At 59.9% G+C, this 26,362-nt stretch carries 21 protein-coding genes, 1 tRNA gene and 1 pseudogene; 4 read left to right on the forward strand and 19 right to left on the reverse strand.

The genetic code is table 11. From position 1 onward, the window contains the following. Positions 1–51 precede the first annotated feature (51 nt). Both QMK33_RS09280 and QMK33_RS09285 read right to left on the reverse strand, forming a co-directional pair. Positions 52–1,128 (reverse strand): IS4 family transposase, encoded by a 1,077-nt coding sequence (locus QMK33_RS09280; RefSeq protein WP_283564305.1) that lies wholly within the window; start codon positions 1,126–1,128, stop codon positions 52–54. Positions 1,129–1,421: 293 nt separating this feature from the next. After that, complete coding sequence (locus tag QMK33_RS09285) at positions 1,422–2,408, reverse strand: fatty acid desaturase (RefSeq protein ID WP_283564306.1); 987 nt, start codon at positions 2,406–2,408, stop codon at positions 1,422–1,424. 759 nt (positions 2,409–3,167) lie between these two features. Between QMK33_RS09285 and QMK33_RS09290 the strand changes: the two genes are divergently transcribed. After that, positions 3,168–3,812 carry an amidohydrolase family protein gene (locus tag QMK33_RS09290; protein ID WP_283564307.1) on the forward strand — a complete coding sequence of 215 codons (645 nt, stop codon included), beginning with the start codon at positions 3,168–3,170 and terminating at the stop codon, positions 3,810–3,812. A 5-nt stretch (positions 3,813–3,817) separates the two neighbouring features. Here QMK33_RS09290 and QMK33_RS09295 read toward each other — a convergent pair whose 3' ends face one another. The 12 genes from QMK33_RS09295 to QMK33_RS09350 form a co-directional block, all read right to left on the reverse strand. Further along, positions 3,818–6,301 carry an outer membrane beta-barrel family protein gene (locus QMK33_RS09295; protein WP_283564308.1) on the reverse strand — a complete coding sequence of 828 codons (2,484 nt, stop codon included), beginning with the start codon at positions 6,299–6,301 and terminating at the stop codon, positions 3,818–3,820. Between the two features lie 144 nt (positions 6,302–6,445). Then, a complete protein-coding gene (locus QMK33_RS09300; RefSeq protein ID WP_283564309.1) occupies positions 6,446–6,874 on the reverse strand; it encodes a hypothetical protein in 429 nt (142 codons plus the stop codon). A gap of 60 nt (positions 6,875–6,934) precedes the next feature. Then, a complete protein-coding gene (locus tag QMK33_RS09305) occupies positions 6,935–7,375 on the reverse strand; it encodes a hypothetical protein (protein ID WP_283564310.1) in 441 nt (146 codons plus the stop codon). Then, on the reverse strand, positions 7,372–7,986 hold the full coding sequence (locus QMK33_RS09310; protein WP_283564311.1) for an RNA polymerase sigma factor: 615 nt from the start codon (positions 7,984–7,986) through the stop codon (positions 7,372–7,374). The genes QMK33_RS09305 and QMK33_RS09310 overlap by 4 nt, the downstream gene beginning before the upstream one ends. Positions 7,987–8,276: 290 nt before the next feature. Continuing rightward, positions 8,277–9,005 (reverse strand): bacillithiol biosynthesis deacetylase BshB1, encoded by a 729-nt coding sequence (gene bshB1 / locus QMK33_RS09315; protein ID WP_283564312.1) that lies wholly within the window; start codon positions 9,003–9,005, stop codon positions 8,277–8,279. 184 nt (positions 9,006–9,189) lie between these two features. After that, on the reverse strand, positions 9,190–10,275 hold the full coding sequence (locus QMK33_RS09320; protein WP_283564313.1) for a peptidoglycan DD-metalloendopeptidase family protein: 1,086 nt from the start codon (positions 10,273–10,275) through the stop codon (positions 9,190–9,192). A gap of 134 nt (positions 10,276–10,409) precedes the next feature. Next, positions 10,410–11,339 (reverse strand): thioredoxin-disulfide reductase, encoded by a 930-nt coding sequence (gene trxB, locus QMK33_RS09325; protein ID WP_283564314.1) that lies wholly within the window; start codon positions 11,337–11,339, stop codon positions 10,410–10,412. Positions 11,340–11,466: 127 nt separating this feature from the next. Next, positions 11,467–12,330: a sigma-70 family RNA polymerase sigma factor gene (locus tag QMK33_RS09330; RefSeq protein WP_144842942.1), complete on the reverse strand. Its 864-nt coding sequence runs from the start codon at positions 12,328–12,330 to the stop codon at positions 11,467–11,469. Between the two features lie 194 nt (positions 12,331–12,524). Continuing rightward, positions 12,525–14,663, reverse strand: coding sequence for a polyribonucleotide nucleotidyltransferase (gene pnp, locus QMK33_RS09335; RefSeq protein WP_283564315.1), 2,139 nt, complete (start codon positions 14,661–14,663; stop codon positions 12,525–12,527). 194 nt (positions 14,664–14,857) lie between these two features. Then, entirely contained in the window at positions 14,858–15,133 is a 276-nt protein-coding gene (rpsO, locus tag QMK33_RS09340) for a 30S ribosomal protein S15 (protein ID WP_283564316.1), read from the reverse strand. A gap of 100 nt (positions 15,134–15,233) precedes the next feature. Beyond that, the gene (locus QMK33_RS09345; protein WP_283564317.1) at positions 15,234–16,685 is read right to left on the reverse strand and encodes an LptF/LptG family permease; all 1,452 of its coding nucleotides are present in this window, start codon (positions 16,683–16,685) and stop codon (positions 15,234–15,236) included. Positions 16,686–16,776: 91 nt separating this feature from the next. Further along, complete coding sequence (locus QMK33_RS09350) at positions 16,777–17,190, reverse strand: START-like domain-containing protein (RefSeq protein ID WP_283564318.1); 414 nt, start codon at positions 17,188–17,190, stop codon at positions 16,777–16,779. Positions 17,191–17,320: 130 nt separating this feature from the next. Here QMK33_RS09350 and QMK33_RS09355 point away from each other — a divergent pair. Continuing rightward, a tRNA-Met gene (locus QMK33_RS09355) sits at positions 17,321–17,394 on the forward strand. A 1,402-nt stretch (positions 17,395–18,796) separates the two neighbouring features. Here QMK33_RS09355 and rplT read toward each other — a convergent pair. The 5 genes and pseudogenes from rplT to QMK33_RS09380 all read right to left on the reverse strand — a co-directional run bounded on the left by rplT (position 18,797) and on the right by QMK33_RS09380 (position 23,667). Next, positions 18,797–19,141: a 50S ribosomal protein L20 gene (rplT, locus tag QMK33_RS09360; protein ID WP_283564319.1), complete on the reverse strand. Its 345-nt coding sequence runs from the start codon at positions 19,139–19,141 to the stop codon at positions 18,797–18,799. A 160-nt stretch (positions 19,142–19,301) separates the two neighbouring features. Further along, positions 19,302–19,496 carry a 50S ribosomal protein L35 gene (gene rpmI, locus QMK33_RS09365; RefSeq protein WP_133656457.1) on the reverse strand — a complete coding sequence of 65 codons (195 nt, stop codon included), beginning with the start codon at positions 19,494–19,496 and terminating at the stop codon, positions 19,302–19,304. A gap of 185 nt (positions 19,497–19,681) precedes the next feature. Continuing rightward, positions 19,682–20,239: pseudogene (infC, locus tag QMK33_RS09370) on the reverse strand (translation initiation factor IF-3); the annotation flags it as partial. Between the two features lie 218 nt (positions 20,240–20,457). Continuing rightward, positions 20,458–22,395 (reverse strand): threonine--tRNA ligase, encoded by a 1,938-nt coding sequence (gene thrS, locus QMK33_RS09375; RefSeq protein WP_283564320.1) that lies wholly within the window; start codon positions 22,393–22,395, stop codon positions 20,458–20,460. A 141-nt stretch (positions 22,396–22,536) separates the two neighbouring features. Then, positions 22,537–23,667, reverse strand: coding sequence for a tetratricopeptide repeat protein (locus QMK33_RS09380; protein ID WP_283564321.1), 1,131 nt, complete (start codon positions 23,665–23,667; stop codon positions 22,537–22,539). A 198-nt stretch (positions 23,668–23,865) separates the two neighbouring features. Between QMK33_RS09380 and QMK33_RS09385 the strand changes: the two genes are divergently transcribed. Beyond that, on the forward strand, positions 23,866–24,546 hold the full coding sequence (locus QMK33_RS09385; RefSeq protein WP_283564322.1) for a response regulator transcription factor: 681 nt from the start codon (positions 23,866–23,868) through the stop codon (positions 24,544–24,546). Between the two features lie 93 nt (positions 24,547–24,639). Further along, a complete protein-coding gene (locus tag QMK33_RS09390; protein WP_283564323.1) occupies positions 24,640–26,040 on the forward strand; it encodes a sensor histidine kinase in 1,401 nt (466 codons plus the stop codon). Positions 26,041–26,362: the final 322 nt, after the last annotated feature.

Below are 26,362 nucleotides of genomic sequence, written 5' to 3' on the forward strand. Positions count from 1 at the left end.
AATAGCAGCTTTTTTTGGGAGTGAAAAAAAGTCAATGACCCGCAATCCACTCTACCCTACTATTTTAGGGAATTGATAGTAAGTAACTTGTCGAATAATCCAGTCTAGCAGGGCCGTAATTTTACGGGCCACTGGCTCTTGCGCTCGGGCATTGGGCCGCGTGAGTTGCCGCAGGATGTTGAGGCCGTGGCGGCTCAAGCTGGCGGCCCGGTAGTCGTGCTTTTTGCGCGGAATGGGCTTGCTTTTTTCGTGGGTCATCGTGCCTACGCTCACACACAGGGCGTAGGCCAGGCTGACCAGGGCCACGAGCTTACGAAGCTTGTGCGGGCAACGCAAGTGGGTGGCTTCCAGGTTGAAGCCGCGCCCTTTCAGGTTCTGAAAACATTGCTCAATCGTCCAGCGGCTAGCGTAGAGGGCGGCCAGATGGCGCAGGCCGGGCGCGGCGAAGAGAAACAGAAACTCGTTGCCGGTCAGGGCTTTGACCCAGACCTGCCCCCAGACCCCGGCCACCTGGCAGTGCAGGAAGTGGCGCTGCTGCCCCACGGCCAGGCCCAGGGTCGTCACCGCCTGCCGCCGGCCACTGGCGAAGGTGAGCTGATGGTGCTTAGGCAAGCGCATGAGAAACGGCAACTTATTTTCCCGCAGCCAGTTAAGCCAGACGTGGCCCACAAATTCGCGGTCGCCCACCACCAGCCCAATGCGGTCTTTGCCCAGCACCTGCACGCAAACCTTGAGTAAGGCAATCCGGTCGGCGGCGCTGGAGTTACCGCTACGGTTGTCGAGCAGTTCCCAGTAGAGGGGCACCTGAAAGTCGCCCCGGCCTACCGTCACGAGCAGAATATTGACCTGGCAGCGGCCAAAATCCCACTCCGTGCGGTCCAGGCACAGGCGGAGCTTACCCGTGGCCGGCAGCAACGTGAGCAGCAAGTGCGCCAGCACGAGGTAATTCAGGTCTGCTTCCCGGAAGAAATCCTGGATGCGCGTCTCATTCGAGGCCAGTTTTACGGCATCGTTCAGGTGCTGGGCCACCTCGCAGAACTGCACGTTGCGACTTTTAAGCAGGGCGATAATAAACTGGCTGACAAACTTTTGCCGCGACAAATGGGGTACCAGTTGGACGCGGCGCAAAAGCGTCGTAATTTTGGCAATGAGGCCTTGCTTCACGGGGCAGAACGGACAATGGTGTGTAGGAACCCCAAAGGTCGGACTGCCCCGTTTTTTATGCCCTAAAGTTTAGTAGGGTAGAGTGCCCGCAATCAATTCTGGCAATATGTTACCGGTTGTGGCATTCATCCTGCGTAGTCGGCTGCTGCTACGCCGGCAACCCGCTGGGCCAGGGCAAGAGGCAATAAAAATACCCCCATTACGCGCCTTGTGGGCCGTAATGGGGGTAAAAGGGTGCCGCCTGTTAACGCAGGCAGCTAGGCAGCTACCTTGGCTACCGGCACCTTGCTTCCGGCGTGCTCGCCGCGCACCAGGCGCGAGTAAAGCGATAGCTCTTGGTCGAAGAGAAAGCGCAGCAGCACCTTGGTGTAGCTGGTGTGGTGCAGCAGCGGCTCGTAGAATTCGGGGGCCATTTCGCGCAGCTTGGGCAGGTGGTTCCACGGCACGCCGGGCAGGTCGTGGTGCTCGTTGTGGTAGCCAATGTTGAGGTGCACGCCGTTGAGGCGGCCGTAGTAGGAAGTCGTTTCCTGGTCGGGGCTCAACATGAGGTAGTGCTCCTGAATCCAGCGGGCGCCCACCGGGTGCAGGCTCACCGAAAACCAGAAGCTGAAGAACAGGTAGAGGAACGCCGACGGCCCCAGCCACAGGTAGATGCCCACGTTGAAAACGATTTGAGCTAACCAATTGACTGCAATGTACTTATCGAAAGGCACTACGCTGCGGCACCGGAATGTGCGCACCAGCTGAAATATCGGGAAGAAGAACAGCCATACCATCTTACCAATGGCGTAGTGCTGAATGAGCTTGGCTTCGTAATGGTCGGGCAGGTCGGCATCGTGCTCGAAGTGGCCGAGCGCCGAGTGGTGCTTGAGGTGAAACTTGCGAAAGCTCATGGCCGTCGGAATCACCATCGGCAGGTTGGCGGCGATGCCCACGGCGGCGTTGGCCCACTGGCCTTTAAACACCAGGTTATGCGTGGCTTCGTGCACAATCACGAAGAGCGTGTGGCACACAAACGCCCCCAGAATGTAGGAGGCGGCCAGCGACCAGTACCAGGCCTGGCCGCGCAGCAGGTACACCATGGCCACTTGCAGGGCTACGCAGCCCGCCGTGATAAGCGCCGTGGTGGCGTTACGGGTCATCAGGCGCTTCACCTCGGGGTGCGCTTTGAGCAGCTGGCGAGCGCGCACATGGTGCGATACCGGCTCGGCGGTGGGGATATATGCGGTGGGGGCAACAGCCATGTGAATAAATTGGAACTAGCGAATACAACGCGGAGCTACGAAGATACTATTTACCGCCTTGTAAGCTCGCAACAGTTCAGGAACCTTCCCTGTTTCCGGCTCGGCTCCGGGGCTTTAGGGCGCGGGTTGAAAACAAAGGCCCCACGGCCCACAATGCGCACCCGGGCAGCGTCAGGGTGGCGGGTATTGAGCACGCAGCTGTACTTGTAGGCGATGGCACCCGCCGCACGGCCGCTACCTGGCGGCAGTGCCAGGCCGCGCCCAGCGGCTGACAGCGCGCATAAGTACTCGTGAGCTACTAGCCGGGCGGCAAGCCGCTCATAACCAGCTCTTCCACGGCTAGCGGGCCGGGTACTTCCGCGCGCAGTGCGGCCAATTGGCTGGCCAGAGCCGCCGGCCTGGTGCTGGGCGAGGAAGTGGGCGCGGCAAGCATATGCGAGGGTTGTGTAGGCTAGCCCACGGCAGCCGGGCGGGCACCCGATAAAAATGAGAAGCCTTTTTTGTAAAGTGGAAATATTATCTTTTTATTCCTAATACCGCCTTTAGCAACTGGCCGGGCTGACCACACCCGCACCCGGCAGCTCGCTTGGGGAATTTTCTTTTCCACTTTCCCGCTCTTAACAAGTATGCCGGCTCCTGCCCTACCCCAGCGCATTGTGGCGCTCGAAAAACACGTTTCCTTTCCCGATATGGTTGAGCGCATTCCGGTGGCGGCGCGGAAGCAGGCCGGCTGGCTCTCGGCGGCCCGCTGCTGCGCCGGTGCGCGCCCAGGCCGCGCAGCTAGCCGATATAGGCTCCGAGCGCCTGCGCCTCATGGATGAGGCCGGCGTCACGGTGCAGGTGCTGTCCGTCTCGGGGCCGGGGGCCGAGCTGCTGAGCACCGCCGAGGACCCGGCCTTCGCCCGCGAGTACAACGACCGGCTGGCCGCCGCCTTCGCCCACCATCCCGGCCGCTTTGCCGGCTTCGCCCACCTGCCCATAGCCAATCCCGCGGCGGCCGAAGAACTGGCGCGCACCGTGCGCGAGCACCAGTTTTGCGGGGCGCTACTCAATGGCACCACCCAGGGGCGGTTTCTCGACGACCCGCAGTTTGCGCCGCTGCTGGCGCGGGCCGAGGAACTGGCGGTGCCGCCTTCCTGGCCGGCCCGGAGCTGCCCCCGGCCGGCATCGAAAAACCAGCCTATCGCAACGCCGACCAGCTACCGGGCCTGGCTTCCTAGCCTCATCCCTTTAGCTTGGCGATTAAAACGGTCGTCGTGCGGAGCGGAGCATCTTGCGGAATGCTTCGCTACGCGCTGGGAGCTGGAATGCTACGCGGTGCTGCTCGAAGGGGTCATTGGCGCAGGCAAAACCCTGGGTATTTGCTTGCGCAACCTACCGCGTCGGCTGGCTCTTTCCGGTTAGCTACGCTACCCCCCGAAGCCACCCGTATCGCCATTCGGCTGGTTGTCGATGGCACCGGCCGGCTTGTTGGCACCCAAAAACCAGGTAAATCCCAGGTAGCCCACGCGCGTTTCGTACTTGGTTTGCAAGTCGGCGCTGAGCCCGGCGGCCCCCAGCTGGGTGTACTGGCGGCGCGTGTTAAATACGTCGCTCACCCGCAGGGTGAGGGCGGCGCGGTCGCGCAGCAAGCGCTGGCGCAGCGCCACATCTACCCCGTACACGGCCAGCAAGCGGCCCTGCGGCACCACAAGCGGGGCGCGGTAGTTGCCGCTAAGCTGCACGGCCAGCGCTTTGGTGGGGCTGAAGGTATTGAGCAGATACGCCGTGCCGGTAAAGTTGGCGCGGGTGCCCTCGCCGGCGTAGCTGGCCACTTGGTTGCGGTAGAACGAGCCATTGGCAATGAGTTTCCACCACTTGGTCAGGGGCTGCGTCAAGGAAAGCTCCAGCCCGTAGCTGGCCGTGCGGCCCAAGTTGGCGTAGCTGGTGCGGGTGATGAAATCGGGCTGGCCGCTGAGGCGGGTTGCCAGCGTATCGATGGTGCGCAGGCTCTGCAGGGCCTGGCTGGCAAAACGCCCGAATACGGTCGTGCTGAGCGTGGTAGCCTGCCACGCTACCTGGTGGCCCAGCTCCCCGGCATGCACGTACTCGGGCCGCAGGCCGGGGTTGCCCACCACGTAGTTGCGCGCATCAGAATAGATAGGCAACGCAATGATTTGCAAAAAGTTGGGCCGGTTGAGGCGGCGCGAGTAGCTGAGCTGAATACGCTGCTCGTGGGGAAGCGTGCGCGCCACCGTGGCCGACGGGAACACGTTAAAAATGCGCTGGCTGGCCGAGCCGGTGGGCACTACCCGGGCTTGCAGCCCGGTAAACTCGGCCCGCAGGCCCGCCTGGTAGTCCCAGGGGCCAGCTTTATGCTGATAAGAGCCGTAGGCCTGCGGAATAACCTGCTGATAATGATAGCGATACGAACCACGTTCCTGGCGAATGAATTCGGCCCCGGCCACCGGTTGCACCGCATAATCGGCCGTGCCGGGCGTCACCATAATATCCGTTTTCAAGCCCGCCCCCCAGCGACGCTTTTCGTCCAGCGGATGCACGTAGTCTACCTGCGCCGAGGGCAGGTGAATGGTCACCTCGAGCAGCTGCCGGCGGGCCTGCCGGGCGTAGCTGGCCGGCCCATCGAGCACGCGCTGCTCGGTTGTCACCGTGCCGCCATCCAAGGTGTAGGTAGCGCTGGCGGTTAGCTCGCGGCCGGGGTAAGCAGCCCAGGTGTGCCGGTAATTACCCGAAACTCGGGCAGTATAGAGGTTGTCCGCTTCCAGATTCTGGTTTTGCAGCCTGATGATTGGGTCGGTGCCGCGCGTGAGCAGGGTGGTGAAGTCGCTGGTCTGGTGCAGGTCGTTCTTGTAAATCTCGGTGGTCAGGGTCAGGGTCTGCCCGGGGCGCCAGGCATAGTCGAGGCCCAGGCGCAGGGCCTCGTTGGCCTGGTGGCGAGTGGTGCGGCCGGTTTGGTCGGTACCAGTGGTGCGGCCGTCGGCCGTGGCTACCTGCTGCAAGGCCGAGCTGCCGCGAAACTGATTGTTCAGCCCATCGGTGCTGCCAAAAAAGTTGAATTTGCCCACCTTACGGCTGAGGTTGAGCGAGGCGCTGTACTTGTTACGAGTGCCCACAGTAGCCAGCGCCGCGCCATTCCAGCCAGCCTCGGTTTGCTTTTTCTGCACCAGGTTAATGATGCCACCCGCACCCTGGGCCGAATACCGGGCCCCCGGATTGGTGATAACCTCAATAGTTTCGAGGCGGCTGGCGGGCAGCTGGTCGAGGCGCAGGCTGCTGGGCGCGGGCTTGCCATCGAGGTAGAGCGTAACGCCCGTGCTGCCCCGCAGGCTCACCTGCCCGTTCTCATCCACGGCCACAGACGGCACTTTTTGCAGCACCTCGGCCGCCGTGCCGCCCGCGCTGTTCAGGTCTTTAGCTACGTTAATGACTTTTTTATCCAAGTCATCGACCAGCATCTCCTTTTCGCCCTGCACCACCACGCCGCCAAGCTGCACGGCCGCCGGGGCCACCAGCCACTCGCCCAGGCGCACCACCGGGGTAGCCACGGCCAGCGTGGTGAGCCGGCGGGCGGGCCGATAACCCAGCGCTTCGGCCCGCAACAGGTAACGGCCCGGCTTGACGTTAACCAGCGTAAAACTTCCATTTTCCGCCGTTTGGGCATTGGCTACCCAGGTCGAGTCCGGCAGCCGCAACAGCAAAACGCTGGCAAACGGGAGCGGTTGGCGCGTGCCCTGGTCCAGCAGCGTGCCAGATACTCCGCCCAAGGCCTGGGCAGCCAGCGGGCCAGGCAACAGGCCAGCCACGAGTAGCACGAGCCCCCAAAGCTGCCGCGCCGCTACCAACCGTCCGGAAAGCCGCCCCAGCCAGGCCGCTGGGTTCGCAACATGTTTCATAACTACCTGTCTAACAATATTAATTGTCATGCAAGCTACCAGGCAATACCTAGCAGATTGAGCCGAAGATACCCGTTGATTCATAGGAGTTGGGAGTTAAAATGACAGCTAAAACGCGGAGAAAGGGCCGGGCGTAGTGCGTGCTTACCTCGCTTGGCGACGCAGATAGAGGTAATAGGCCAGAAAGCCTAAAGCCGTACTAAACAGCAGGATAACCACGGAATGAATATCCAGGGGCAGGTACCAGCTGCTTATCAGCAGCCCCGCGCCAGTACTCAGGAGCAGTGCAACCCACTTCACTACCTTGTTTTGCTCATCCTGCGGGCCGGGCAGCAGGCGCTCAACAATGCTTTCCGAAACGGAGGCCGCCACAATTTGTCTCTTTAGCAAGTAGCTCAGCACCAGCTTTATAGTGGCCAGCACAAAATTACAGAGCAAATACAGGCCAAATGCTGGCAAAAAAACCCGCTGCGCGAGGGGCTGCAACGCGCCGTAGTCCAGGGCTGGGGCAGTTTGGGCCGAGGCCCCCCCGGCAGTCAGGCAGAAAAGCAGGAGCAGCAAAAAACCTTTCATAAGCAGGGCCGGGGGGTGTACCGCATGAGACCGGCCGGAGCCGTTCGGGTTGCAAAAAGATTACGAAAAAGCCAGCAAACTCATTTGCCGGCGGTGCCGGGCCAGCAGCTCTAGGCATTGCCCCACCACCAGAAAGCCCGCTACTACCGCCAGCCCGGTTCCCAGCCCAGCAGGCAAGGCCTGCAAAGCCTGCCTCAGCGCTCCCCCAAACAGAGCCAGGAACGCAGCTACCACCCCCAGCACGAGAGCGGCTACCACACTGAGCCCCCACGAAAAACCGGGCCGGGGCCGGGGCAGCTGCGCCAACACGCTGGCCGTGAGGTCGAACGCAAAAGCTGGGGGCGCCAGGCAGGCCGCGGCCGCAAACAGGTGCTGGTAAGTAGCAACCCGGCCCTGGCACAAGCGGCAGCCGCGCAGGTGGGCCGCCTCGGGGGCGGCCAGTAGCGCGCAAGGTTCGGCGGCCTCCTGGAGGGCGCGTTCAGAAAGGTGGGGGCTCGTCATAGGTCGTCGCGTTGGTAACTGGCCAGGAGATGTTGCTTTAACAGTTTCCGCGCCCGAAAGAGGTAATTTTTCACGGTCCCGTCCGGCAGGGAAGTTATGTGGCCTATTTCCTCGTAGCTCAGTTCCTGCTGGTGATATAAAGAAATCAGGGTGCGGTAAAGTGGGGGCAGCTGCTCAATGGCCGTGCCCAGGATACCGGCCAGGTCATGGCCAAAAAGGGCCGTTTCGGGGTCAGAGTCCGGCCCGGCGACCAACGGGGGCGGGGCCCGACGGCCCTCTTCAAGGGCCGCATCTGGCGCGGGCTCGGCGGCATCTACCAGCACCAGCTGCTTCTTTTCCAGGTAATGGAGGCAGGTATTGTAGGTAATCTGGCCGACCCAGGTAGAGAGTTTGGCCTGAAACTTAAACCCGGCCAGATTCTTGAAAACCTTTAGGTAAACCTCCTGCGCGATATCGGGGCGGTCGGCAGGATGCCGTATCATCTTGAATACCAGCTGCGTTACCAGCCCTTCCGTGCGCTGCACAATTTGCCCGAAAGCCGCCGTATTGCCCCCCAGCACCTGCGCCACAAGCTGCTGGTCGGTAACGGAGGAGGTGGGCAGGTTGCGCATCTAGCCATGAGACCGGCCAGCCGGAATGATGTTGCACCAAGTCGTCTTTTGGCGTTGAGGCAGGGTGCCTGGCCGCGTCGGTGCGCTTCGCTCAACCAAGCATAGCAGCACTAAGCAAATATCCCAGCTGCTGGCCACCTGCGCACCCTGCCGGGCCGTGTGGCCAACCTAACTACCCAAACAGAGAGGCGGGCAGACCAGAGAAAAACCTCCGGTCTGCCCGCCTCTCTGTTTGGTGTCCGGTCCGCCGGTGCTAGCCAACCGGACCAGAACCCAATCTAAAAGCTACGCTAAATCAAGTCACTCAATTCCTTCACGCCAATTGGCCGCTGCACCGTGTAGCCTTCGCCAAACTCCACCCCTATCAGGTGCCCAAACTCGCGCGCCCGCGCTTCCATAAAGTGCGCAAACGTTTGCCCCGAGAGGTAGGTGCCCGGCGCCGTAGGGTCGGCGTTCTTGTTGAAAAACTGCGTGCCGTAGGCATTGATGCTCGCCCATTTGCCGGCCCAGTACGGCGTAATGTCCACCACAAAATCGGCCGGAATCTGCCGGTCCTGGATGTAGTAGTACACGTTTTTGGGCCGCCACGGGGCCTGCGGCTGGCCGTCTTCGCCCAGCGTCTCAATCATGCGCAGGCCGCTCAGAAAGCACGCATCAGTAGCCAACTGCGCGCCGCGCCCGTGGTCGGGGTGCCGGTCGGTAATGGCGTTGCAAAGCACCGTTTCGGGCCGGTAGCGCCGAATGGCGGCGATGAGCGGCAGCTGATGCTCCCGGTCGTTCTTAAAAAAGCCGTCGGGCAGGCCCAGGTTCTCGCGCGCACTCAGCTGCAAAATCTTGCTAGCCGCCGCCGACTCTTCGGCCCGCGTCTCTGGCGTGCCACGCGTACCCAACTCGCCCCGCGTAAAATCCACAATGCCCACGCGCTTGCCCGCCGCCACCGCCGCCAGCAACGTGCCCGAGCACGACATCTCCACATCATCTGGGTGCGCACCCAGAGCCAAAATAGCTAATTTAACCACAGATTTAAACAGATTTAACGAATGAAACAGATACGCCGCTGACGCGGCCGGCTACGCTATACGCAATATTATAAAACATGAAGAACTCCTAAAAAGGGCAACATCCTGCTTTCGAAAACTATCAAAAGTCGCATAGCCAGCCGCGTCAGCGGCGTATCTGCGAAATCCGTTTGAATCTGCGGTTCTATTTAACGCGCAGCTTCTTACCGGGTTGGAGCTTGCCGCGCAGACTGGGATTGAGGCGCTTGAGGGTGCTTACGCGCACGCCGTAGCGGTCGGCAATCTCCGAAAGCGTGTCACCCGAGCGAATCTTATGGGTTGCTACCTGGCGCGCGGCCGTGGGCTCACTCCGGTGGCTGTGCCCGCGCCGGACGGCCTGGTTGTAATAATTAAAAAGCGCCGCAGTAATCGTAAACGTATCACCCCGCAGCTCATAGCCGGGGAAATTATATACATAAGTAGGATTAATCGGATTACCCTCATAGCGCACCTCAAAATGCAGGTGCGACCCCGTGCTGCGGCCCGTGCTGCCGCCCAACCCAATCACCTGCCCGGCGCGCACAAAAGTGCCCACCGCCACCAGCGGCTTGCTCAAGTGTCCGTAGAGGGTTTCGAGGCCATTATAGTGGCGCACAAGCAGATAATTACCGTAGCCACCGCCATCCCACTTGCTGATGCGGATAACGCCATCAAAGGCGGCGCGCACCGAGTCGCCGGTTTCCAGGTCCAGGTCAACCCCAAAATGCCAGCGCCCCCACCGAAAGGTAAAGCCCGAAGTAATCGGTGTTTTAGAGAGCGGCATCTTGGAAAAGCGCTGCCGCTCGGGTTCGGTGAGGCGCAGCGTAAGCGTATCGCGAATGCGGCGGCCGTCCACCCGGTAGGGGTTGATGTTGTGCGTATCCCAGATAGAGTAGTAGCCCGCCACCTTCACCCATGACGAGTCGATGAGTACCTCGTCCGACATCTCCACAATCTCCTGGCCGCCCTCATTGAGCGAAGTAGTGTCCTCGCTCACAATGCTGAGCTTACGCGAGAGATTGAGCACCGACTTAGCGGCGTCCGACTTAGCATCGGGCATTTCCTCCGTCTCTACAATGGAGGTGGTATCAGGCCTCACGTAGCGCATGGTAGGCGTGCGGCGACGGAAAAAGTCGCGGTTGCGCGGCGTGCCCGCCCGTGCCTTGGGAGCGGGCGTCTTCTTGCGCCGTTGGGCTTGCGCAGGTGCTGCTGCACCCAGCCAAAAAGCCAAGAGCAGCAACAGCGCGGGCAAGCGATAAAAAAGCTTTTGGAAAATCAAATGAAGCCTAAAATGACCGCAGTGGCCCGGTTCGCGAGCCACTGCGGTGGAGTATAGAAGTAGAAAGTCGCCGGGCCCTGGTGGTTGGCTGCATTCGCAAATAGTGCCTAGCTGTGCAGGCCCGCCAAGTAGCGCTCGGCATCGAGGGCCGCCATGCAGCCCGTGCCCGCCGCCGTCACGGCCTGCCGGTAGGTGAAGTCCTGCACATCGCCGCAGGCAAACACGCCATCCACGTTGGTTTTGGACGTACCGGGCAGCGTTTTGAGGTAGCCCTGCTCGTCGTGGTGCAGGTAATCCTGGAAAATCTTGGAGTTAGGCTCGTGGCCGATTGCCACGAAGAACCCGTGAACGGGAATCTCGCGGGTTTCGTGTGTCACCAGGTTTTTTACCCGCACCGCTTCCACGGCGTGCTCACCCAGGATTTCGTCGGTCGCCGTGTCAAACAGCACCTCAATCTTGGGGTTATCCAACACACGCTTCTGCATGATTTTGGAAGCGCGCATGGCATCCTTGCGCACCAGCATGTATACTTTCGAGCACAGATTGGCGAGGTAGTTGGCCTCCTCGGCGGCGGTATCACCAGCGCCCACAATGGCTACTTCTTTGCCGCGGTAGAAGAACCCGTCGCACACAGCGCAGGCCGACACGCCCGAGCCGTTCAGGCGGGCCTCCGAGGGAATGCCCAGCCACTTGGCCGACGCACCGGTGGCAATGATAACCGAATCGGCCGTCAACTCCACCGTTTCGTCAATCGTGATTTTGTGCGGAGCACCCGAAAAGTCAACCTTCGTGGCAATGCCGTAGCGAATGTCAGTACCGAAGCGCTCCGCCTGCTTTTTGAGGTCTTCCATCATCTCCGGGCCCATTACGCCATCGGGGTATCCCGGAAAATTCTCTACGTCGTTGGTGATGGTGAGCTGCCCGCCGGGCTGCAAACCCATGTACATAACGGGCTGCAAGCCCGCCCGTGCCGCATAGATGGCGGCCGTGTAACCCGCCGGACCCGAACCAATAATCAGGCAATGAATATGTTCCATGTGTAGGGCAAGTTTTAGCTCGCCGTTTTATATTTTCAATGAATCCTGGCACGGCAAGCTAAAGCTTACCCTACAAAAAACCCCAACCTTGCAGCCGGGGTTTTCAGTCAACAAATTTACGTAGAAATTACCCCAAATAAGGCTTCAGCGCCTTCGAGCGCGAGGTGTGGCGCAAGCGGCGGATGGCCTTCTCCTTTATCTGACGCACGCGCTCGCGGGTCAGGTTAAACTTCTCGCCAATCTCTTCCAGCGTCAGTGCTGCCTCGCCATTCAGCCCGAAATAGAGCGTAATAACGTCGGCCTCGCGCTTGGTCAGGGTCGAGAGGGCGCGCTGCACTTCCTTGCGCAACGAGTCGTTCATCAGACCCGAGTCGGGCGTCTCTTCGTCCTCGTTTTCGAGCACGTCGAGCAAGCGGTTTTCTTCGCCCTGTACAAACGGGGCATCTACCGATACATGGCGACCCGAAATCTTCAGGGTATCCACTACCTCGGAGGTCGTCAACTCCAGCACCTCGGCAATTTCCTCGGGCGAGGGCTCACGCTCAAACTTCTGCTCCAGCTCCGAAAACGACTTGCTGATTTTGTTCAGCGAGCCCACCCGGTTCAGGGGCAAACGCACAATACGGCTCTGCTCAGCCAAGGCTTGCAGAATACTCTGGCGAATCCACCAAACGGCGTACGAGATAAATTTAAAGCCACGGGTTTCGTCAAAGCGCTTAGCGGCTTTAATAAGCCCCAGGTTGCCCTCATTGATAAGGTCACCCAGGCTAAGACCCTGGTTCTGATATTGTTTTGCTACCGACACCACGAAACGCAGGTTGGCTTTGGTTAGCTTTTCCAGCGCTTTCTGGTCCCCGTCGCGAATGCGCTGCGCCAGCGTCACCTCCTCGTCGGGCGTCAGCAGGTCCACTTTGCCAATCTCCTGGAGATATTTATCCAGCGACTGGCTTTCGCGGTTGGTAATCTGCTTGCTGATTTTTAGCTGTCTCATCGGTAACGGCGCTAACTAGGTAATTCTAAAGAAGTTAATCGGAAATAATTGCTTGAGTAGGCTTGCACCGTATCAACCGAAAACAACAATGCTATACGAGCGAAAGTTCTTTTGGGCCATCTTACTGTGCAGGTAAGCGGGTTGACCGGCCACTCTGAAAGTGCTGGTCAACCCGCTTCTTTCCTACACAAAAACTACGCCTGCTTTTCGAGCAGCACTTTGCGCGACAGGCGGTATTTGCCGGTTTTCTTGTCAATGTCCACCAGTTTCACGTCGATTTCCTGGCCCACTTCGAGCACACCTTCGAGCGAGGCAATACGCTCGTGGGTAACTTCCGAAATGTGCAGCAGGCCGTCTTTACCCGGCATAATCTCCACAAACGCTCCGTAAGGCTGAATGCTGCGCACCTTGCCTTTGTAGGTTTCGCCTATTTCGGGTTGCGCCGCGATGGCCCGGATGCGGTCGATGGCACCCTGCATGTCCGTCTGGTTCGAGGCGTAGATGCTTACGTGGCCCTTCTCGTCCTTCTCCTCGATGATAACCGTGGCGTTGGTATCCTTCTGAATCTGCTGGATAACCTTACCGCCCGGCCCAATGATGGCACCGATGAACTCTTTGTCAATCAGCATCTTGTGCGAGCGCGGCGTGTGAGCCTTCAGCTCGGCGGCCGGGGCCGAGATGGTCTTGGCCATCTCGCGCAGAATATGCAGGCGGCCTTCGCGGGCCTGGTGCAGCGCGGCAGTCAGAATCTCATTGCTCAGGCCCTGGATTTTGATATCCATCTGGCAGGCGCAAATGCCTTTTTCCGTGCCGGTTACCTTAAAGTCCATGTCGCCGAGGTGGTCCTCATCACCCAGGATATCCGAAAGAACGGCGTACTCGCCGGTTTCCTTGTCCTGCACGAGGCCCATGGCGATGCCGGCCACAGCGGCCGTAATCTTCACACCGGCATCCATCAGCGCTAGCGAGCCAGCGCACACCGTAGCCATCGAGCTGGAGCCATTCGACTCCAGAATGTCCGACACGATGCGGATGGTGTAGGGGTTTTCATCGTCCGGGGGTAGCACCTGGCGCAGCGAGCGCAGGGCCAGGTTGCCGTGGCCGATTTCGCGGCGGCCAGCGCCGCGGTTTGGCTTCACCTCACCGGTCGAGAAACCGGGGAAGTTGTAGTGCAACATGAACTTCGAGTATCCCTTGGCCAGCGGCTGGTCCACAATCTGCTCATCAAGCTTGGTGCCGAGCGTGGCCGTGGTCAGGCTTTGGGTTTCGCCGCGGGTGAAGATGGCTGAGCCATGAGCACCGGGCAAGTAGTTGATTTCCGACCAGATAGGACGGATTTCGGTGAGCTGACGGCCGTCGAGGCGCACGCGTTCCTTCACCATCATGTCACGGATAGCCTTCTTCTCAGCCGACGAGTAGTAGCGGCTGAACAGCTTGGTATCCAACTCCGGCTGCTCCGCCATCAGCTTATCCAAGAACGCCTTCTTAACGGCCGAGAAGCCCTCCTTACGGCCACCCTTGCTGGCGTTACCAGTGCGGGCTACGTCGTAGGCACCCTGGTACACGCCATCGCTGATGAGTTTCTTCAGCGTCTCGTTTTCCTCGTACTTGGGGTACTCACGGGGCTGCGACTCGGGCGTACGGCCCACTGCCTCAGCTAGTTCCTTTTGCATCTGGCACTGGGCCTTGATGGCTTCGTGGCCGAAGGCGATGGCGGCTACCATCTCTTCTTCGCTCACTTCCTTCATGGCACCTTCCACCATAGCCACAGAGTCGGCGGTAGCGCCCACCATCAGGTCCATATCGGCGCGGGCCAGGTCGGAAGTCTTCGGGTTAATCTGGAACTGACCGTCGATGCGGGCCACGCGCACTTCCGAAATTGGACCAGCGAACGGGATATCCGAAATCGACAGAGCAGCCGAGGCGGCCAGCGCGGCCAGCGCGTCGGGCTGCACTTCTTTATCAGCCGAGATGAGGGTAATCATTACCTGCACCTCGTAGTGGTAGTCCTTGGGGAACATGGGCCGCAGGATGCGGTCCACAAGGCGGCAAACCAGGATTTCGTAGTCGCTCAGGCGACCTTCGCGGCGCTGAAACGAGCCGGGGATTTTACCGGCCGAGCCGAATTTCTCCTGGTAATCAACTGATAGCGGCAGGAAGTCAACGCCGTCGCGCTGGCTGGGAGCCGATACTACCGTGGCCAGCAGCATGGTATCGCCGAGGCGAACCACTACGGCACCATCGGCGAATTTGGCCAGCTTGCCGGTTTCAATGGAGATAACGCGGCCGTCGGGCAGCGCCAGGGTTTTAGTAATCGCGTGGGGAGCGGGCATGTGTAGGATATAGACGAAAGACGTGAGACACGGGACATGAGAAGTTGTACGGGCACCCCGCTGCGGCCCTACCGGCAACAAGCCGAAGCTTGTGCGCCGGGCGGGCCGGGCGTCTCATGTCTTAAGCAGACAATGGGCAAAAAAAAGAGTAGGGAACCCTCACTTGGAAGGCTCCCTACTCTTAGCAGATGGGCTTACTTACGGATGCCCAACTCCTTGATAATCGCGCGGTAGCGGTTAATTTCGCGGTGCTGGAGGAAGTCCAGCATCCGGCGGCGCTTACCTACCAGCTTCAGCAGGCCCAGGCGGGTGCTGTGGTCTTTCTTGTTCACTTTCAGGTGCTCGGTGAGGTGCTGAATGCGGTGCGTGAACAAAGCAATTTGCGACTCGGCCGAACCGGTATCGGTAGTTACTTTCTGAAGGCTGTTTTTTTCGAAGATGGCCTGTTTGGCCTCGGTCGAGAGTTTCATCGGCAGATAGGGAGAACCCGTCTTTGATTAAAAAATAAGAGAAAATGCGTGCCCCATAACTCGGGGCGGGTGCAAAGGTACGGGCTTTTGCCCACAAAACCTAGCCTTGCTCGGGAGTTGACATAGCCAGCCGCCGCAGTCGCGGAAAGCGGGGCAGCCGCTGAGCTAACCGCCGCCAGAAATCCGTTTCCAGCAGCCCCGAGTCATTATACGCCTGATAGAGGAAGAATAAGCCGAACGGCAGCAGCACGGCATTCGACATCCACATGCCCACGCCCACGGGCAGCACAAAGTCGCGCCCGTATTTCGAGCCCATGGTGTCGAACACGTAGAACACAATGAAGAACAGGATGGATACCAGAATGGGCACCCCTAGCCCACCCTTCTTGATAATGGCCCCCAGCGGTGCGCCAATGAGGAACATGAGCAGCACGGCCATCGACTGCGTGTATTTACGGTAGACTTCGATGCGAAACTCGGCCGAGTCGCGGGCAATCTCATAAAGCCGCTGCGAGGTGGAGGTAACGAACGAGTTGACGTTGCGCGCCCGGTTGAGGGCCTGCTCTACTTGCGTGGCGGTGAGCGTGCCCAGCCGGGCGGGCGGCACCTGCAAGCGGGCCAGCTTGCGGTTCTGGGCGCGGCCCGTAGAGTCGAGGCGCAGGTAGGCGTAGTAGCCACTGAGGCGGGCGGGCAAAGTTTTACGCTCGCGAGCCAGCGTGCGCTGAATGGAATCGGACCCGTGCACCAGTTGCGGAATATTGAGCATCATGCGGTTGGTCTGAAACAGCTCCTTCTTCGTCTCATTCAGATTAAATGATGACAAGGAGAAGGTTATCATGTTGCGCTTGAAAGCCTGCCGAATGAAGGAAGATGCCGAGCGGTTCTGCTCATCAGGCTGCTCGATATATTGATGGCCTCTAAACAGCTCGAACCCAAGGTACTGCCCATCAAACCGGGTAAACATGCGGCCCGAGTCGGCGAGCATTACCATGGAATTGCCCGACTTCTGCGTGTGGTTATATATCATAATCCCCATCAGGATATCCTTGTTGGGGCCCACCTTGCGGTCTACCTTGATGGTGTAGCCAGGAATACCGTTGTAGAAAACCCCAGGCCGGATATCCAGCGCCAGCTTTTTCTGACGCACGTCCCAAAGCAGGCTGTAGGCGCTCAGGTTAGCCTTGGGCACAATGCGCTGGTTGAACCAGAAGGCCGTGAAAGCCAGCACCAAGCTCACCAGCCACACCGGCCGCAGAATGCGCGTGAGGGCAATGCCCGAAGCTTTAATGGCCGTTAGCTCGTGGTGCTCGCCCAGGTTGCCGTAGGTCATCAGCGACGACAGCAGCACGGCCAGCGGCAACGAAATGGGCACAATGGTGACGCTGAGAAAGAACAGCAATTGCAGTATTACACTGATACCCAAATCTTTACCTACAATATCATCCAGGTACTTGAGCAGCATTTGGGTGAGAAAAATGAATTCCACTACCGCAAACGTGAGCAGGAAGGGCCCGGCAAAGGCCTTTAGAATGAGCTTATCTAATTTTTTCACAACAACGATGGACTAGGCGTAGGCGAACCTTCTCACGGACCTCAACGCATGCTTTTGGCTTCTAGTGCAGGCCGCGTGTACCAGTGGCTGCCTAACCGCCTACCTGCTCGCGCAGCTTGCCTACAAGGCCCTCCCACAGCTCCTGGTGCTCCTGAAGGTCGGAGTGGTCGGAGTAGTCGGTGACGCGCAAAAATACTTCATCGGTGATGCGCGACGACTCCAGCGTGAAATCGAGGTAATTGGCATCGAGCAGCGGGCGCTTCTGCTCATCTAAAAACACGTAGCGGATGCTGCGGCCGGGGCGCTGGGTAGCAATTTCAGCAAAATGACTTTGCTTGTCCCACACCATATCCAAGCGGTGGTCGGGGTCGAGGCGCACATCGTCACAAAACCACTGCGAGAGGCCCGAGGCCGAGGCGATATAGGGGAAAAGTATTTTAGGTGAGGCGTTTATCGAGTATTCCATCTCGAAGCGACGCTTGGCGCTGGCAGTGGGCACGGCCATAAGCAAGTAAATAGATGAGCCCGCGCCAGCCGCTAGCGAAAGCGGCTCCACGAGCAGGAAAACAACATTTTTTGCAAGAATATTTGCAGCAAGGCAGTTTTTTACTACCTTTGCACTCCCAAACAGACCCGGCGGGATAGCTCAGTTGGTTAGAGCACAGGATTCATAACCCTGAGGTCACGAGTTCAACTCTCGTTCCCGCTACTTGTAAATGAAGCACTTACGCATCTTGTTGCGTAGGTGCTTTTTTTATTTACAGGGTAATCTGGCATTGTCGTGGGTAAGGATGGAGTATTCGGGGGTGCGAAGGTACGCACTACCCTCCCCTACTGGGGCTACGGCGCAACAGATTGAGACCCACGGGGCTGCACTCGGGAAAGGTTAGCGCAGTTTCCAATTCAGTGTGCAGATTGGCTGGGGCGGACAGCCAGCTTTTCGCTCGTCGTCCGCGCCGCTCGTTCTAGCTACGAGCGGACAGCCAGCGAAAAGCCGGCAGCCCGCACTATACACCGACTTGGGAACTGCTCTAGTGTCACGTTACCAGGCGGGAACTGCCCAAGCATTATGACGCGTACCTGTGCACCGCGCTAGCCAAAATGGGTAGCGTCACCAGCCTAGCCAGGTGAGGTGCCCACAGGCACGGAGGTAGCGCTACGCACGCGCAGCTACCACAGCAACTTGCCAGCCGTAACCGGAAGGCAGTGAATAACCGCAGTAGCAGTACAGCACCTCCTAACGCAACGTAAGCCGAAAGCAGATAACGACACTAACAGCACTAAGACTTAGAAAGAAAAAGGGCTTCTGGGTACCCAACTTGGACCCAGCCGCAATGCTAACCCATTTCACCTGAAGTTCGCCTGCGAGTATCGACGAGGTGCAAATAAACAGAATCATTATCTGGGTTATCCGGCGCTCTCCATTATGCTGATTATCATTTGGCCACTGAACGTACCAGAGTATGTTTGGGCGGTGAGTGGCTCGCTGCTACTCCTAGTTTCTCTGGCTTCTCACGCCTGCCCTAGCTAGCGCCGTACAAGCTGCCAAGTTAAAAACCCACTCCCGCACCTGTCCATCTGCGCCTTTAGTGCTAACCCAGTCAACCTGATTATTTATGCCGCGCATATGCCGCCACTACTACTCTGGCTACCGCATTCTGCTACCAGCGGCTTTTTCTATTGTGGCTACTTATTCCTTGCTATTGCGCCCGCAAAAAATCGGAGTCGAACAAGGGTATTGAGCAAAATATTGAAATGCCACCTCTCTAAAGCGGCGGCCAGGCAGCCCTGGCAGACACCTAGGTCATGGCGGCAACGCTGCTGGTGGCTTCGGCCCTCAGTTGGCCGCTGGAGTTGCTCACCGCCACCACGAGCACGCTTACGGCCGTCACCTTGCTCTTCACTGCTCGCAAAAGCCAGGTTGAAATTTTGAAAAGCATTTCTTGGTTGGTGCTGCCGCTGTCACGTGGTAGAACGCGCCCCACTGAGTATAATTGCCATACTTGTAGCTACCTAGAGCAGTCAAACAAACGCAAAAAGCGCCTTCCTCTTCAATGAGGCAGGCGCTTTTTTAGGATTAGGTAGTTACTCCATCAGAATGGAGCAGTGCTTTACTTCGCTTTCTCCACGATGCCAGCGAAGGCGGCGGGGTGGTTCAGGGCGAGGTCAGCCAGTACTTTACGGTTGAGCTCGATGCCAGCCTTTTTCAGGCCGCCCATCAGCTGCGAGTATGACAGGCCATGCTCACGGGCACCAGCGTTGATACGCTGAATCCAGAGCGAGCGGAACTCGCGCTTCTTCACCTTGCGGTCGCGGTAGGCATAGAGCAAGCCCTTTTCTACAGCGTTTTTCGCAACGGTCCATACATTCTTGCGGCGGCCATAATAGCCTTTGGCAAGACGCATTATTTTTTTGCGGCGGTGGCGCGAGGCCACATGGTTTACACTTCTTGGCATAACCTAAGTTATTTTTGGTAGCCGGCGCTCCGCGTTGGCGGAATCTTGTGAGGCAGCCGGAAACCTGGTGATAAAATTTAAACTAGCGAATTAAGACCCGAGGAGTAAGCTACGCACTTCTAGAAAAGGCGATTTTGCGTCCCTGTGTCTTAAGCCTAAATCAGATGTTAAGCATCTGGCTTACCCGGTTCATGTCGGCCGAGCTAACTAGGCCGCTACGGGTGAGGGCGCGCTTACGCTTAGTGCTCTTCTTAGTCAGAATGTGCGACTTGAAGGCGTGCTTACGCTTCACTTTGCCGGTACCGGTCAGCTTGAAACGCTTTTTGGCACCTGACTTGGTTTTTACTTTAGGCATGGTTGTGGTTGATTATTGATTGTTAGGTACTGACGCTGAACGGGTTACTCGCCCGGCAGCGGCAGCCATCAACAAACGGGGTTGAGCTATTCGGGGGTGGCGGCGGGCTCCGGAGCAGGCTTGGCTGCTTCTTTGGGAGCCTTGGGCGCTTTGTCTTTTTCGGGAGCGGCCGGCTTGGGGGCAGCTTTGGCCACTACGGCGGCCTTAGGGGCCAAGTAGAGGAACATGCGCTTGCCTTCCAGCTTGGGGAGCTGCTCTACTTTGGCCAGCTCCTCTAGGGCCTGAGCAAATTTGAGCAGCAAGATTTCACCACGCTCCTTGAAAACGATGCTACGACCCACAAAGTGAACGTACGCCTTGATTTTGGCGCCTTCTTTCAAAAACTCCTGCGCGTGCTTGAGTTTGAAGTCGAAGTCGTGGTCATCAGTGTTGGGGCCGAAACGGATTTCCTTGAGCACCACTTTGGTCTGCTTGGCCTTCAGCTCGCGGGTTTTCTTCTTCTGCTCGTACTTAAATTTCGAGTAGTCGATGACGCGGCAAACGGGCGGCACGGCCGTGGGAGAAATCTCCACCAAGTCCAGGTTTTGGTCCTGGGCCATTTTGCGGGCCTGGTCGGTAGGGTAAATACCCTGCTCGACGTTATCTCCCACCAGGCGAACCTCGCGGGCGGTGATTTTCTGATTGATTTTGAACGGCTCCTCCACCTGCTGGCGGGGCACGTACCGACGATTAGGGGTAGCTATGACTAAAGTCCTCCTGCTAAAGTGTGGCGGTAATTATTGAAAGGCAACGAACGGCGGGCCGCGAAGACCAGTCGTTCGGGGGGCAAATATCCGACTTTTTACTGGGAAATCAAAATGAAAGGGTGAATTAATGCATAATGAGCCGTGATGGCGGGGTATTGCTGCGCCTGTTACTGGCTGCTCTTACCCCTTTATCACGGCCCATTACCTGCTAACCACTACCCCATGGCCTCGGCTATCTGGCTGTTGACGGTCTGGATGAAGCTGTCGATGGGCATGGAGCCCAGGTCACCTTCGCCGTGGCGGCGCACGCTCACGATACCATCCTGCACTTCTTTTTCGCCAACTACCAGTAGGTAAGGCGTTTTGGCGATTTCGGCATCGCGTATTTTACGGCCGATGCGCTCGTCGCGGGCATCAACGGTGCCGCGCAGGCCGGCGGCTTCGAGGCGGCCTTTGACTTCGTAGGCGTAGTCGGCAAACTTATCGGAGATGGGCAGCACAATGAACTGCTCGGGTGAGAGCCAGAGCGGGAAATTGCCGGCGGTGTGCTCGATGAGCACGGCCACGAACCGCTCCAACGAGCCAAACGGGGCCCGGTGAATCATGACGGGGCGCTGCTTAGTATTATCGGACGCAACGTACTCTAGGTCAAAGCGTTCGGGTAGGTTATAATCTACCTGAACCGTGCCTAGCTGCCAGCGGCGGCCCAGGGCATCGCGCACCATAAAGTCGAGCTTGGGGCCGTAGAAGGCCGCCTCGCCCAGCTCGGTAACGGTGGTGAGGCCCTTTTCGGCCGCCGCCTGGATAATGGCGCTTTCGGCAATGGCCCAGTTCTCGTCGGTGCCAATGTACTTGGTCTTGTTCTCCGGGTCGCGCAGCGAAATCTGGGCAGTGAACTCGGTGAAGCCCAGGGCTTTGAACACGTAGAGCACCAGGTCCACTACTTTCTTGAACTCTTCCACTACCTGGTCGGGGCGGCAAAAGATGTGGGCATCGTCCTGGGTGAAGCCGCGCACGCGGGTGAGGCCGTGCAGCTCGCCCGACTGCTCGTAGCGGTACACGGTGCCAAACTCGGCGAGGCGCACGGGCAGGTCGCGGTAGCTGCGGGGCTTGGTGCGGTAGATTTCGCAGTGGTGCGGGCAGTTCATCGGCTTGAGGAAAAACTCCTCGCCGGGGTTGGGCGTCTTGATGGGCTGGAAGGAATCGGCCCCGTACTTTTCGTAGTGGCCGCTGGTTACGTACAGCTCCTTAGCCCCGATATGCGGCGTCACAACCGGCTGATAACCAGCCTTTACTTGGGCTTTGCGCAGAAATTGCTCTAAGTTCTCACGCAGGGCGGTACCCTTGGGCAGCCACAGCGGCAAGCCGGCACCTACCTTCTCGGAGAAGGCGAAAAGCTCCAACTCCTTGCCCAGCTTGCGGTGGTCGCGGCGCTTGGCTTCTTCGAGCTTTTCGAGGTACTCAGTGAGGTCCTTGGCCTTGGGGAAGGTGATGCCGTAGAGGCGGGTGAGCTGCTTGTTTTTCTCGTCGCCGCGCCAGTAGGCGCCGGCCACGTTCATGATTTTGGCCGCCTTGATGGTGCCCGTATCGGGAATGTGCGGGCCGCGGCAGAGGTCGGTGAAGTTGCCCTGCGAATAGAACGTGATGCTGCCATCGGCTAGGTTTTCGAGCAGCTCTAGCTTGTAGGGGTCCTGCTTTTCGGTGAAGTAGGCAATGGCCTCAGCCTTACCTACTTCGCGGCGCTCGAACTTACTTTTGTTCTTGGCCAACTCGAGCATTTTCTTCTCGATGGCGGGGAAGTCGTCGCTCGAAATGGTACGGCCTTCGCCGAGGTCCACGTCGTAGTAGAAGCCGTTTTCTATGGCCGGGCCGATGGCCAGCTTCACGCCGGGGTAGAGCACCTCCAAGGCTTCAGCCATCAGGTGGGCCGAGGAGTGCCAGTAGGCCTGCTTGCCGCCGGCGTCGTTCCAGGTGAGAATTTCGAGGGCCGCATCTTCGGTGAGGGGGCGGTGCAGGTCGCGGATTTCGCCGTTTACTTTGACAGCCAGGGCATTGCGGGCGAGGCCTTCGCTGATGCTGGCTGCCAGGTCGTAGCCCGTAGAGCCGGCTTCGACCGGACGAACGGAGCCGTCGGGGAGAGTAATTTGGAGCATAACTAGGTCGGCTATTGCTTGCGGTGAGCGCAAAGCAGGCGCAAGTTACGGTAATAGTAAATGAGTAAGGAGAGTAAATGAGTAAGGGAACCCCGGGCGGGGTCGTTCCTGGCTTCAGATTACTGCCTTACTCCTTCGCTGCTAGCGCGGCTTGAGCTGCTCGATGGGTTGGGGGCGCACTAGCGGGGCCACGGTGGCCGGGCGCGAGTAGTACGTCCGCGCCGGGCGCAGGCTGTCGGGCAGTAGCAGGCGGGCCTGCTCGCCGGTTTTCCACACTTTATACGTCCAGTGCTGGTTACCCGGGTTTTCGGCCACCAGCAGCCGGAACTGGCGCAGGGCTTCGGGCACGCGGTGCTGGGCTTCGAGGGCTTCGGCCAGCACTATGCGGGCCCCGGGCAGGCGGGGGTTGCGGCGCAGGGCCCGCTGCAAGTGCGGGATAACGCTGGCCGGGCGCTGGCCGTGGGCGCTGGCCGCCAGGGCCAGGCGGTAGTCGGCGCGGTACTGAGTGGTATCGAGGGCCAGGGCGCGGCGGTAGTAGCGCAGGGCGCTGTCGGGGCGGCCCAACAATTCGAGCTGCCGGCCGTAGTCGTAGTGCAGCGTGCCGGAGGCTGAGTCGAGGCGCAGGCCCTGAGCGGCGTAGGTGGCGGCCTCCTCGGGCACGCGGTAGGCATTGAGCAAAAAGGCCAGCTGGTGCAGGATTTCGGTCTGGCGGGGGTCGCGGGCGTGGGCCGCTTGCAGGTAGTCGAGGGCTTGGGCGGTGTCGGCGGTGGCGGCGTAGGCGAGGCCTTTATAAAATAGCGCGGCCGGCTGGTCGGGGTCGAGGCGCAGGGTGCGGTCGAGGCTGGTGAGGGCGGCGTCGTACTGGCGAGCGGCCAAGTGGGTTTCGCCTTCGAGCAGCGGCAACTCGGGCGAGTTGAAGCCATTGTCGGCGGCGCGGCGGGCGGCGGCCAGGGCTTGGGTAAGGCGGCCGAGGGCACGCAGGGCGCGGGCTTGCAGGAAGTAGAGGTCGCCGTTCTGGTCGTCGGCGGCCAGAGCGGTTTCAACATCGTGCAGGGCGGCAATGGGCTGGCCGGCCGCCAGGCGCAGGGTGGCGCGGCGGGCCAGCAAGTCGGTGTTGTCGGGCTGCTGCCGGATAGCGCCGTCGAGCTCATCGGCCTGCACGCGGGGGCCGCTTTGCACGGTGGCCAGGTTCACGAGGGTATCGGGGCGCTCGGTGGGAGCGCCCTGGCAGGCCGCCAGCAGGGCCAGGGCCGGAAGCAGCCGACGGGACATGAGCAGGCAAGGCGGCAGGGTAAACACGCCCGCAAAAGTAGCGCCGGCGGAGGAGCGACCGGCAGTTTGCCCGAAGTTGGGCCCGGCTGAAGGACTTTTGCAGACTGGCCACCCGCAGAGCGGCCGGGTGGCCGGCGCGGGCGCAGCCCCGCTCCCACCCGGCCGCTGTTTTAGCTTTGGCCTCATCCTGTTAGCCTTATGAAAATTCTCCTTGTCGAAGACGAGCCCTCGGTGGCCGCATTCCTGCACCAGGGCCTCACTGAGCAGGACTACACCGTGGACCTGGCCGCCGATGGCCTGCTGGGCCTGCACCGCGCCCAAAGCACGCAGTACGACTGCCTGATTCTGGACCAGATGCTGCCCGGCCTCAGCGGCCTGGAGGTGTGCCGCCAGGTGCGCGCCCACGACCCCGGCGTGCCCATTCTCATGCTTACGGCGCTGGGCGAGACGGATGATAAAATCCGGGGCCTCGACGCTGGAGCCGACGATTATTTGGTTAAGCCCTTTTCTTTCAGCGAGTTGCTGGCCCGCATCCGGGCCTTGGTGCGGCGGCGCACCGAAGCCCCCGCCCCCGCCGCCGTGCTGCGCCTGGCCGACCTCAGCCTCGACCCCGCCACCAAGCGCGTGGAGCGCGCCGGCCAGCCCGTGCAGCTCACGGCCCGCGAGTTTGCCCTGCTCGAATACCTGCTGCGCCACCAAGGCCACGTGGTGAGCCGCGCCGATTTGCTGGAGCACGTCTGGGACTTGAGCTTTGATACCGGCTCCAACGTTATCGACGTGTATATCAATTTTTTACGCAAGAAGCTGGATAAGGGCTTCGAGCCCAAGCTTATTCATACGCTGGTGGGCATGGGCTACGCGCTGCGAATAAATGGGTGATTCGGGGAGGGGGTGAATGACGTTCTTTTCGCTCCCGACCAACCGATTCACCAGGCAAAGCCCCCCGTTGCCTGTTAACTGCTAATTAAAAAGATGTCCATTCGCCTGCGGCTGGCGGCCCAGTTTGGGGCCATTCTGGTAATTACGCTGGTGCTGTTTGCACTGGCCATTTATTTTGTGACGCAACGGGCTCGGCACGAAGAATTTACGCAAAGCCTGTTTAAGCGGGCGATGGTGGTGGGCCATGCCTATGCCGATGGCCAGGCGCGGCCCGATGCCGACCACCAGGCCTCGTACCGGCAATATTTGCGCCAGCTCTACCGCACGCTGCCCGCCGAGGAAGGCCGGGTGTACAATGCGGCCGGCCAGCTGGTATTCCGGGAGGGCCAGCGCCCACCCACTACCACCCTGCCCGCCGCTTGGCTGGCCGAGGTGCGCCGCCAGGGCCGCGCCGTGCTGGAGCCCGAGGCCAACTACCACGAAACGGTGGGCCTGCTCTACCACGATGCGCGCCTGGGCCCGCTGGTGGTAGTGGCCGCGTCCGTGGATGAGGACGGCCGCCGCCAGCTGCACGGCCTGCGCCAAGTGCTGGCGGGGGGCCTGCTGGCGGCGGGCCTGGTAATGAGCGTGGGGGCCTGGCTGCTGGCCGGGCAGGCCCTGCGCCCCCTGCGCCGCATGGTGAGCGAGGTCGATGGTATTACGGCTACCGACCTCAGCCACCGCCTCACCCAGGCTCAGGGCCAGGCCGATGAGCTGGGCCACCTGGGGCAGCGCTTCAACCGCCTGCTCGACCGACTCGAATCGGCGTTTGTGGGGCAGCGCACCTTTGTGCGCGATGCCTCGCACGAGCTGCGCACGCCCCTCACCGCCCTCATTGGCGAGCTGGAAGTGGCGCTGCTACCCGCCGAGCGCCCGACCGCCGACTACCGCCGCACCCTGCAAAGCACCCTCGACGCGGCCCGCCAGCTCAGCAGCCTCACCAACGGCCTGCTGCAAATAGCCCGCGCCTCGGGCGATGCCTCGCAGGTAACCATGGCCCCCGTGCGGGTAGATGAGCTGCTGCTACAAGCCCACGAGCAGATACTGCGCCGCTACCCCACCTGCCGCGTCGATTTAGAGCTGGGTGACGAAAGCATGCCCGATGTGCGCGGCAACGAGGCGCTGCTGCTGGCCGCCATTCTCAATGTGCTCGACAATGCCTGCAAGTACTCGGCCGGGGCCACCGCGCCGGTGCTGGCCACGCTGCTGCCCCTGGCCGGCCGCCTGCGCCTGCTGGTGCAGGACTACGGCGCCGGCCTTAGCCCCGCCGACCTGGAGCAGGTGTTTGTGCCGTTTTTTCGGGCGGCCTCGGTGCGGGGGCTGCCGGGCCACGGCATTGGGCTACCCCTCACGGCCCAGATAATGGCCCTGCACGGCGGTGTGGTGCGCGTGGCCAGCGAGCCCGGCCAGGGCACCCAGGTGCGGCTGGAATGGCCTACCATTACCGGGGCCTAAAAAGCAGTCGCGGCCCCAGTCTGCGCCCGTGCTCCCCACGCCCCCGCAAGGAAAAACACGTTAAACAAGTGATTTTATTTGATTCATAAGTAATTTACTATCAGTAGTTTAAGCTGATTTATTTCGCTTTAATTTCCTTTTAACTTCACTTTAACTTCATTTTAATCAGGCGGCGGTAATCTTGTAGAAGCAAGCCTTGGCCCGTGCATTTTGCACACGTGAGCCGGGGCTTCTGCAACTCTATTTTATCCCTTTTATGTCCCAAGTAAGTTCTTTCCCCGCGCGCACCGGTACGCCCGTTGTGCCCATCGCGAGGATTGCT

It is taken from the genome of Hymenobacter sp. H14-R3 (genome assembly GCF_030063445.1).
GTDB lineage: Bacteria > Bacteroidota > Bacteroidia > Cytophagales > Hymenobacteraceae > Hymenobacter.

What these genes read in the sequence shown, in the direction of transcription:
- QMK33_RS09285 (WP_283564306.1), bottom strand. Translation starts at nt 2,408, where the DNA reads ATGGCTGTTGCCCCCACCGCATATATCCCCACCGCCGAGCCGGTATCG.
- QMK33_RS09295 (WP_283564308.1), bottom strand. Translation starts at nt 6,301, where the DNA reads ATGAAACATGTTGCGAACCCAGCGGCCTGGCTGGGGCGGCTTTCCGGA.
- QMK33_RS09300 (WP_283564309.1), bottom strand. Translation starts at nt 6,874, where the DNA reads ATGAAAGGTTTTTTGCTGCTCCTGCTTTTCTGCCTGACTGCCGGGGGG.
- QMK33_RS09305 (WP_283564310.1), bottom strand. Translation starts at nt 7,375, where the DNA reads ATGACGAGCCCCCACCTTTCTGAACGCGCCCTCCAGGAGGCCGCCGAA.
- QMK33_RS09310 (WP_283564311.1), bottom strand. Translation starts at nt 7,986, where the DNA reads ATGCGCAACCTGCCCACCTCCTCCGTTACCGACCAGCAGCTTGTGGCG.
- trxB (WP_283564314.1), bottom strand. Translation starts at nt 11,339, where the DNA reads ATGGAACATATTCATTGCCTGATTATTGGTTCGGGTCCGGCGGGTTAC.
- QMK33_RS09330 (WP_144842942.1), bottom strand. Translation starts at nt 12,330, where the DNA reads ATGAGACAGCTAAAAATCAGCAAGCAGATTACCAACCGCGAAAGCCAG.
- pnp (WP_283564315.1), bottom strand. Translation starts at nt 14,663, where the DNA reads ATGCCCGCTCCCCACGCGATTACTAAAACCCTGGCGCTGCCCGACGGC.
- rpsO (WP_283564316.1), bottom strand. Translation starts at nt 15,133, where the DNA reads ATGAAACTCTCGACCGAGGCCAAACAGGCCATCTTCGAAAAAAACAGC.
- QMK33_RS09350 (WP_283564318.1), bottom strand. Translation starts at nt 17,190, where the DNA reads ATGGCCGTGCCCACTGCCAGCGCCAAGCGTCGCTTCGAGATGGAATAC.
- rplT (WP_283564319.1), bottom strand. Translation starts at nt 19,141, where the DNA reads ATGCCAAGAAGTGTAAACCATGTGGCCTCGCGCCACCGCCGCAAAAAA.
- rpmI (WP_133656457.1), bottom strand. Translation starts at nt 19,496, where the DNA reads ATGCCTAAAGTAAAAACCAAGTCAGGTGCCAAAAAGCGTTTCAAGCTG.
- thrS (WP_283564320.1), bottom strand. Translation starts at nt 22,395, where the DNA reads ATGCTCCAAATTACTCTCCCCGACGGCTCCGTTCGTCCGGTCGAAGCC.
- QMK33_RS09380 (WP_283564321.1), bottom strand. Translation starts at nt 23,667, where the DNA reads ATGTCCCGTCGGCTGCTTCCGGCCCTGGCCCTGCTGGCGGCCTGCCAG.
- QMK33_RS09385 (WP_283564322.1), top strand. Translation starts at nt 23,866, where the DNA reads ATGAAAATTCTCCTTGTCGAAGACGAGCCCTCGGTGGCCGCATTCCTG.
- QMK33_RS09390 (WP_283564323.1), top strand. Translation starts at nt 24,640, where the DNA reads ATGTCCATTCGCCTGCGGCTGGCGGCCCAGTTTGGGGCCATTCTGGTA.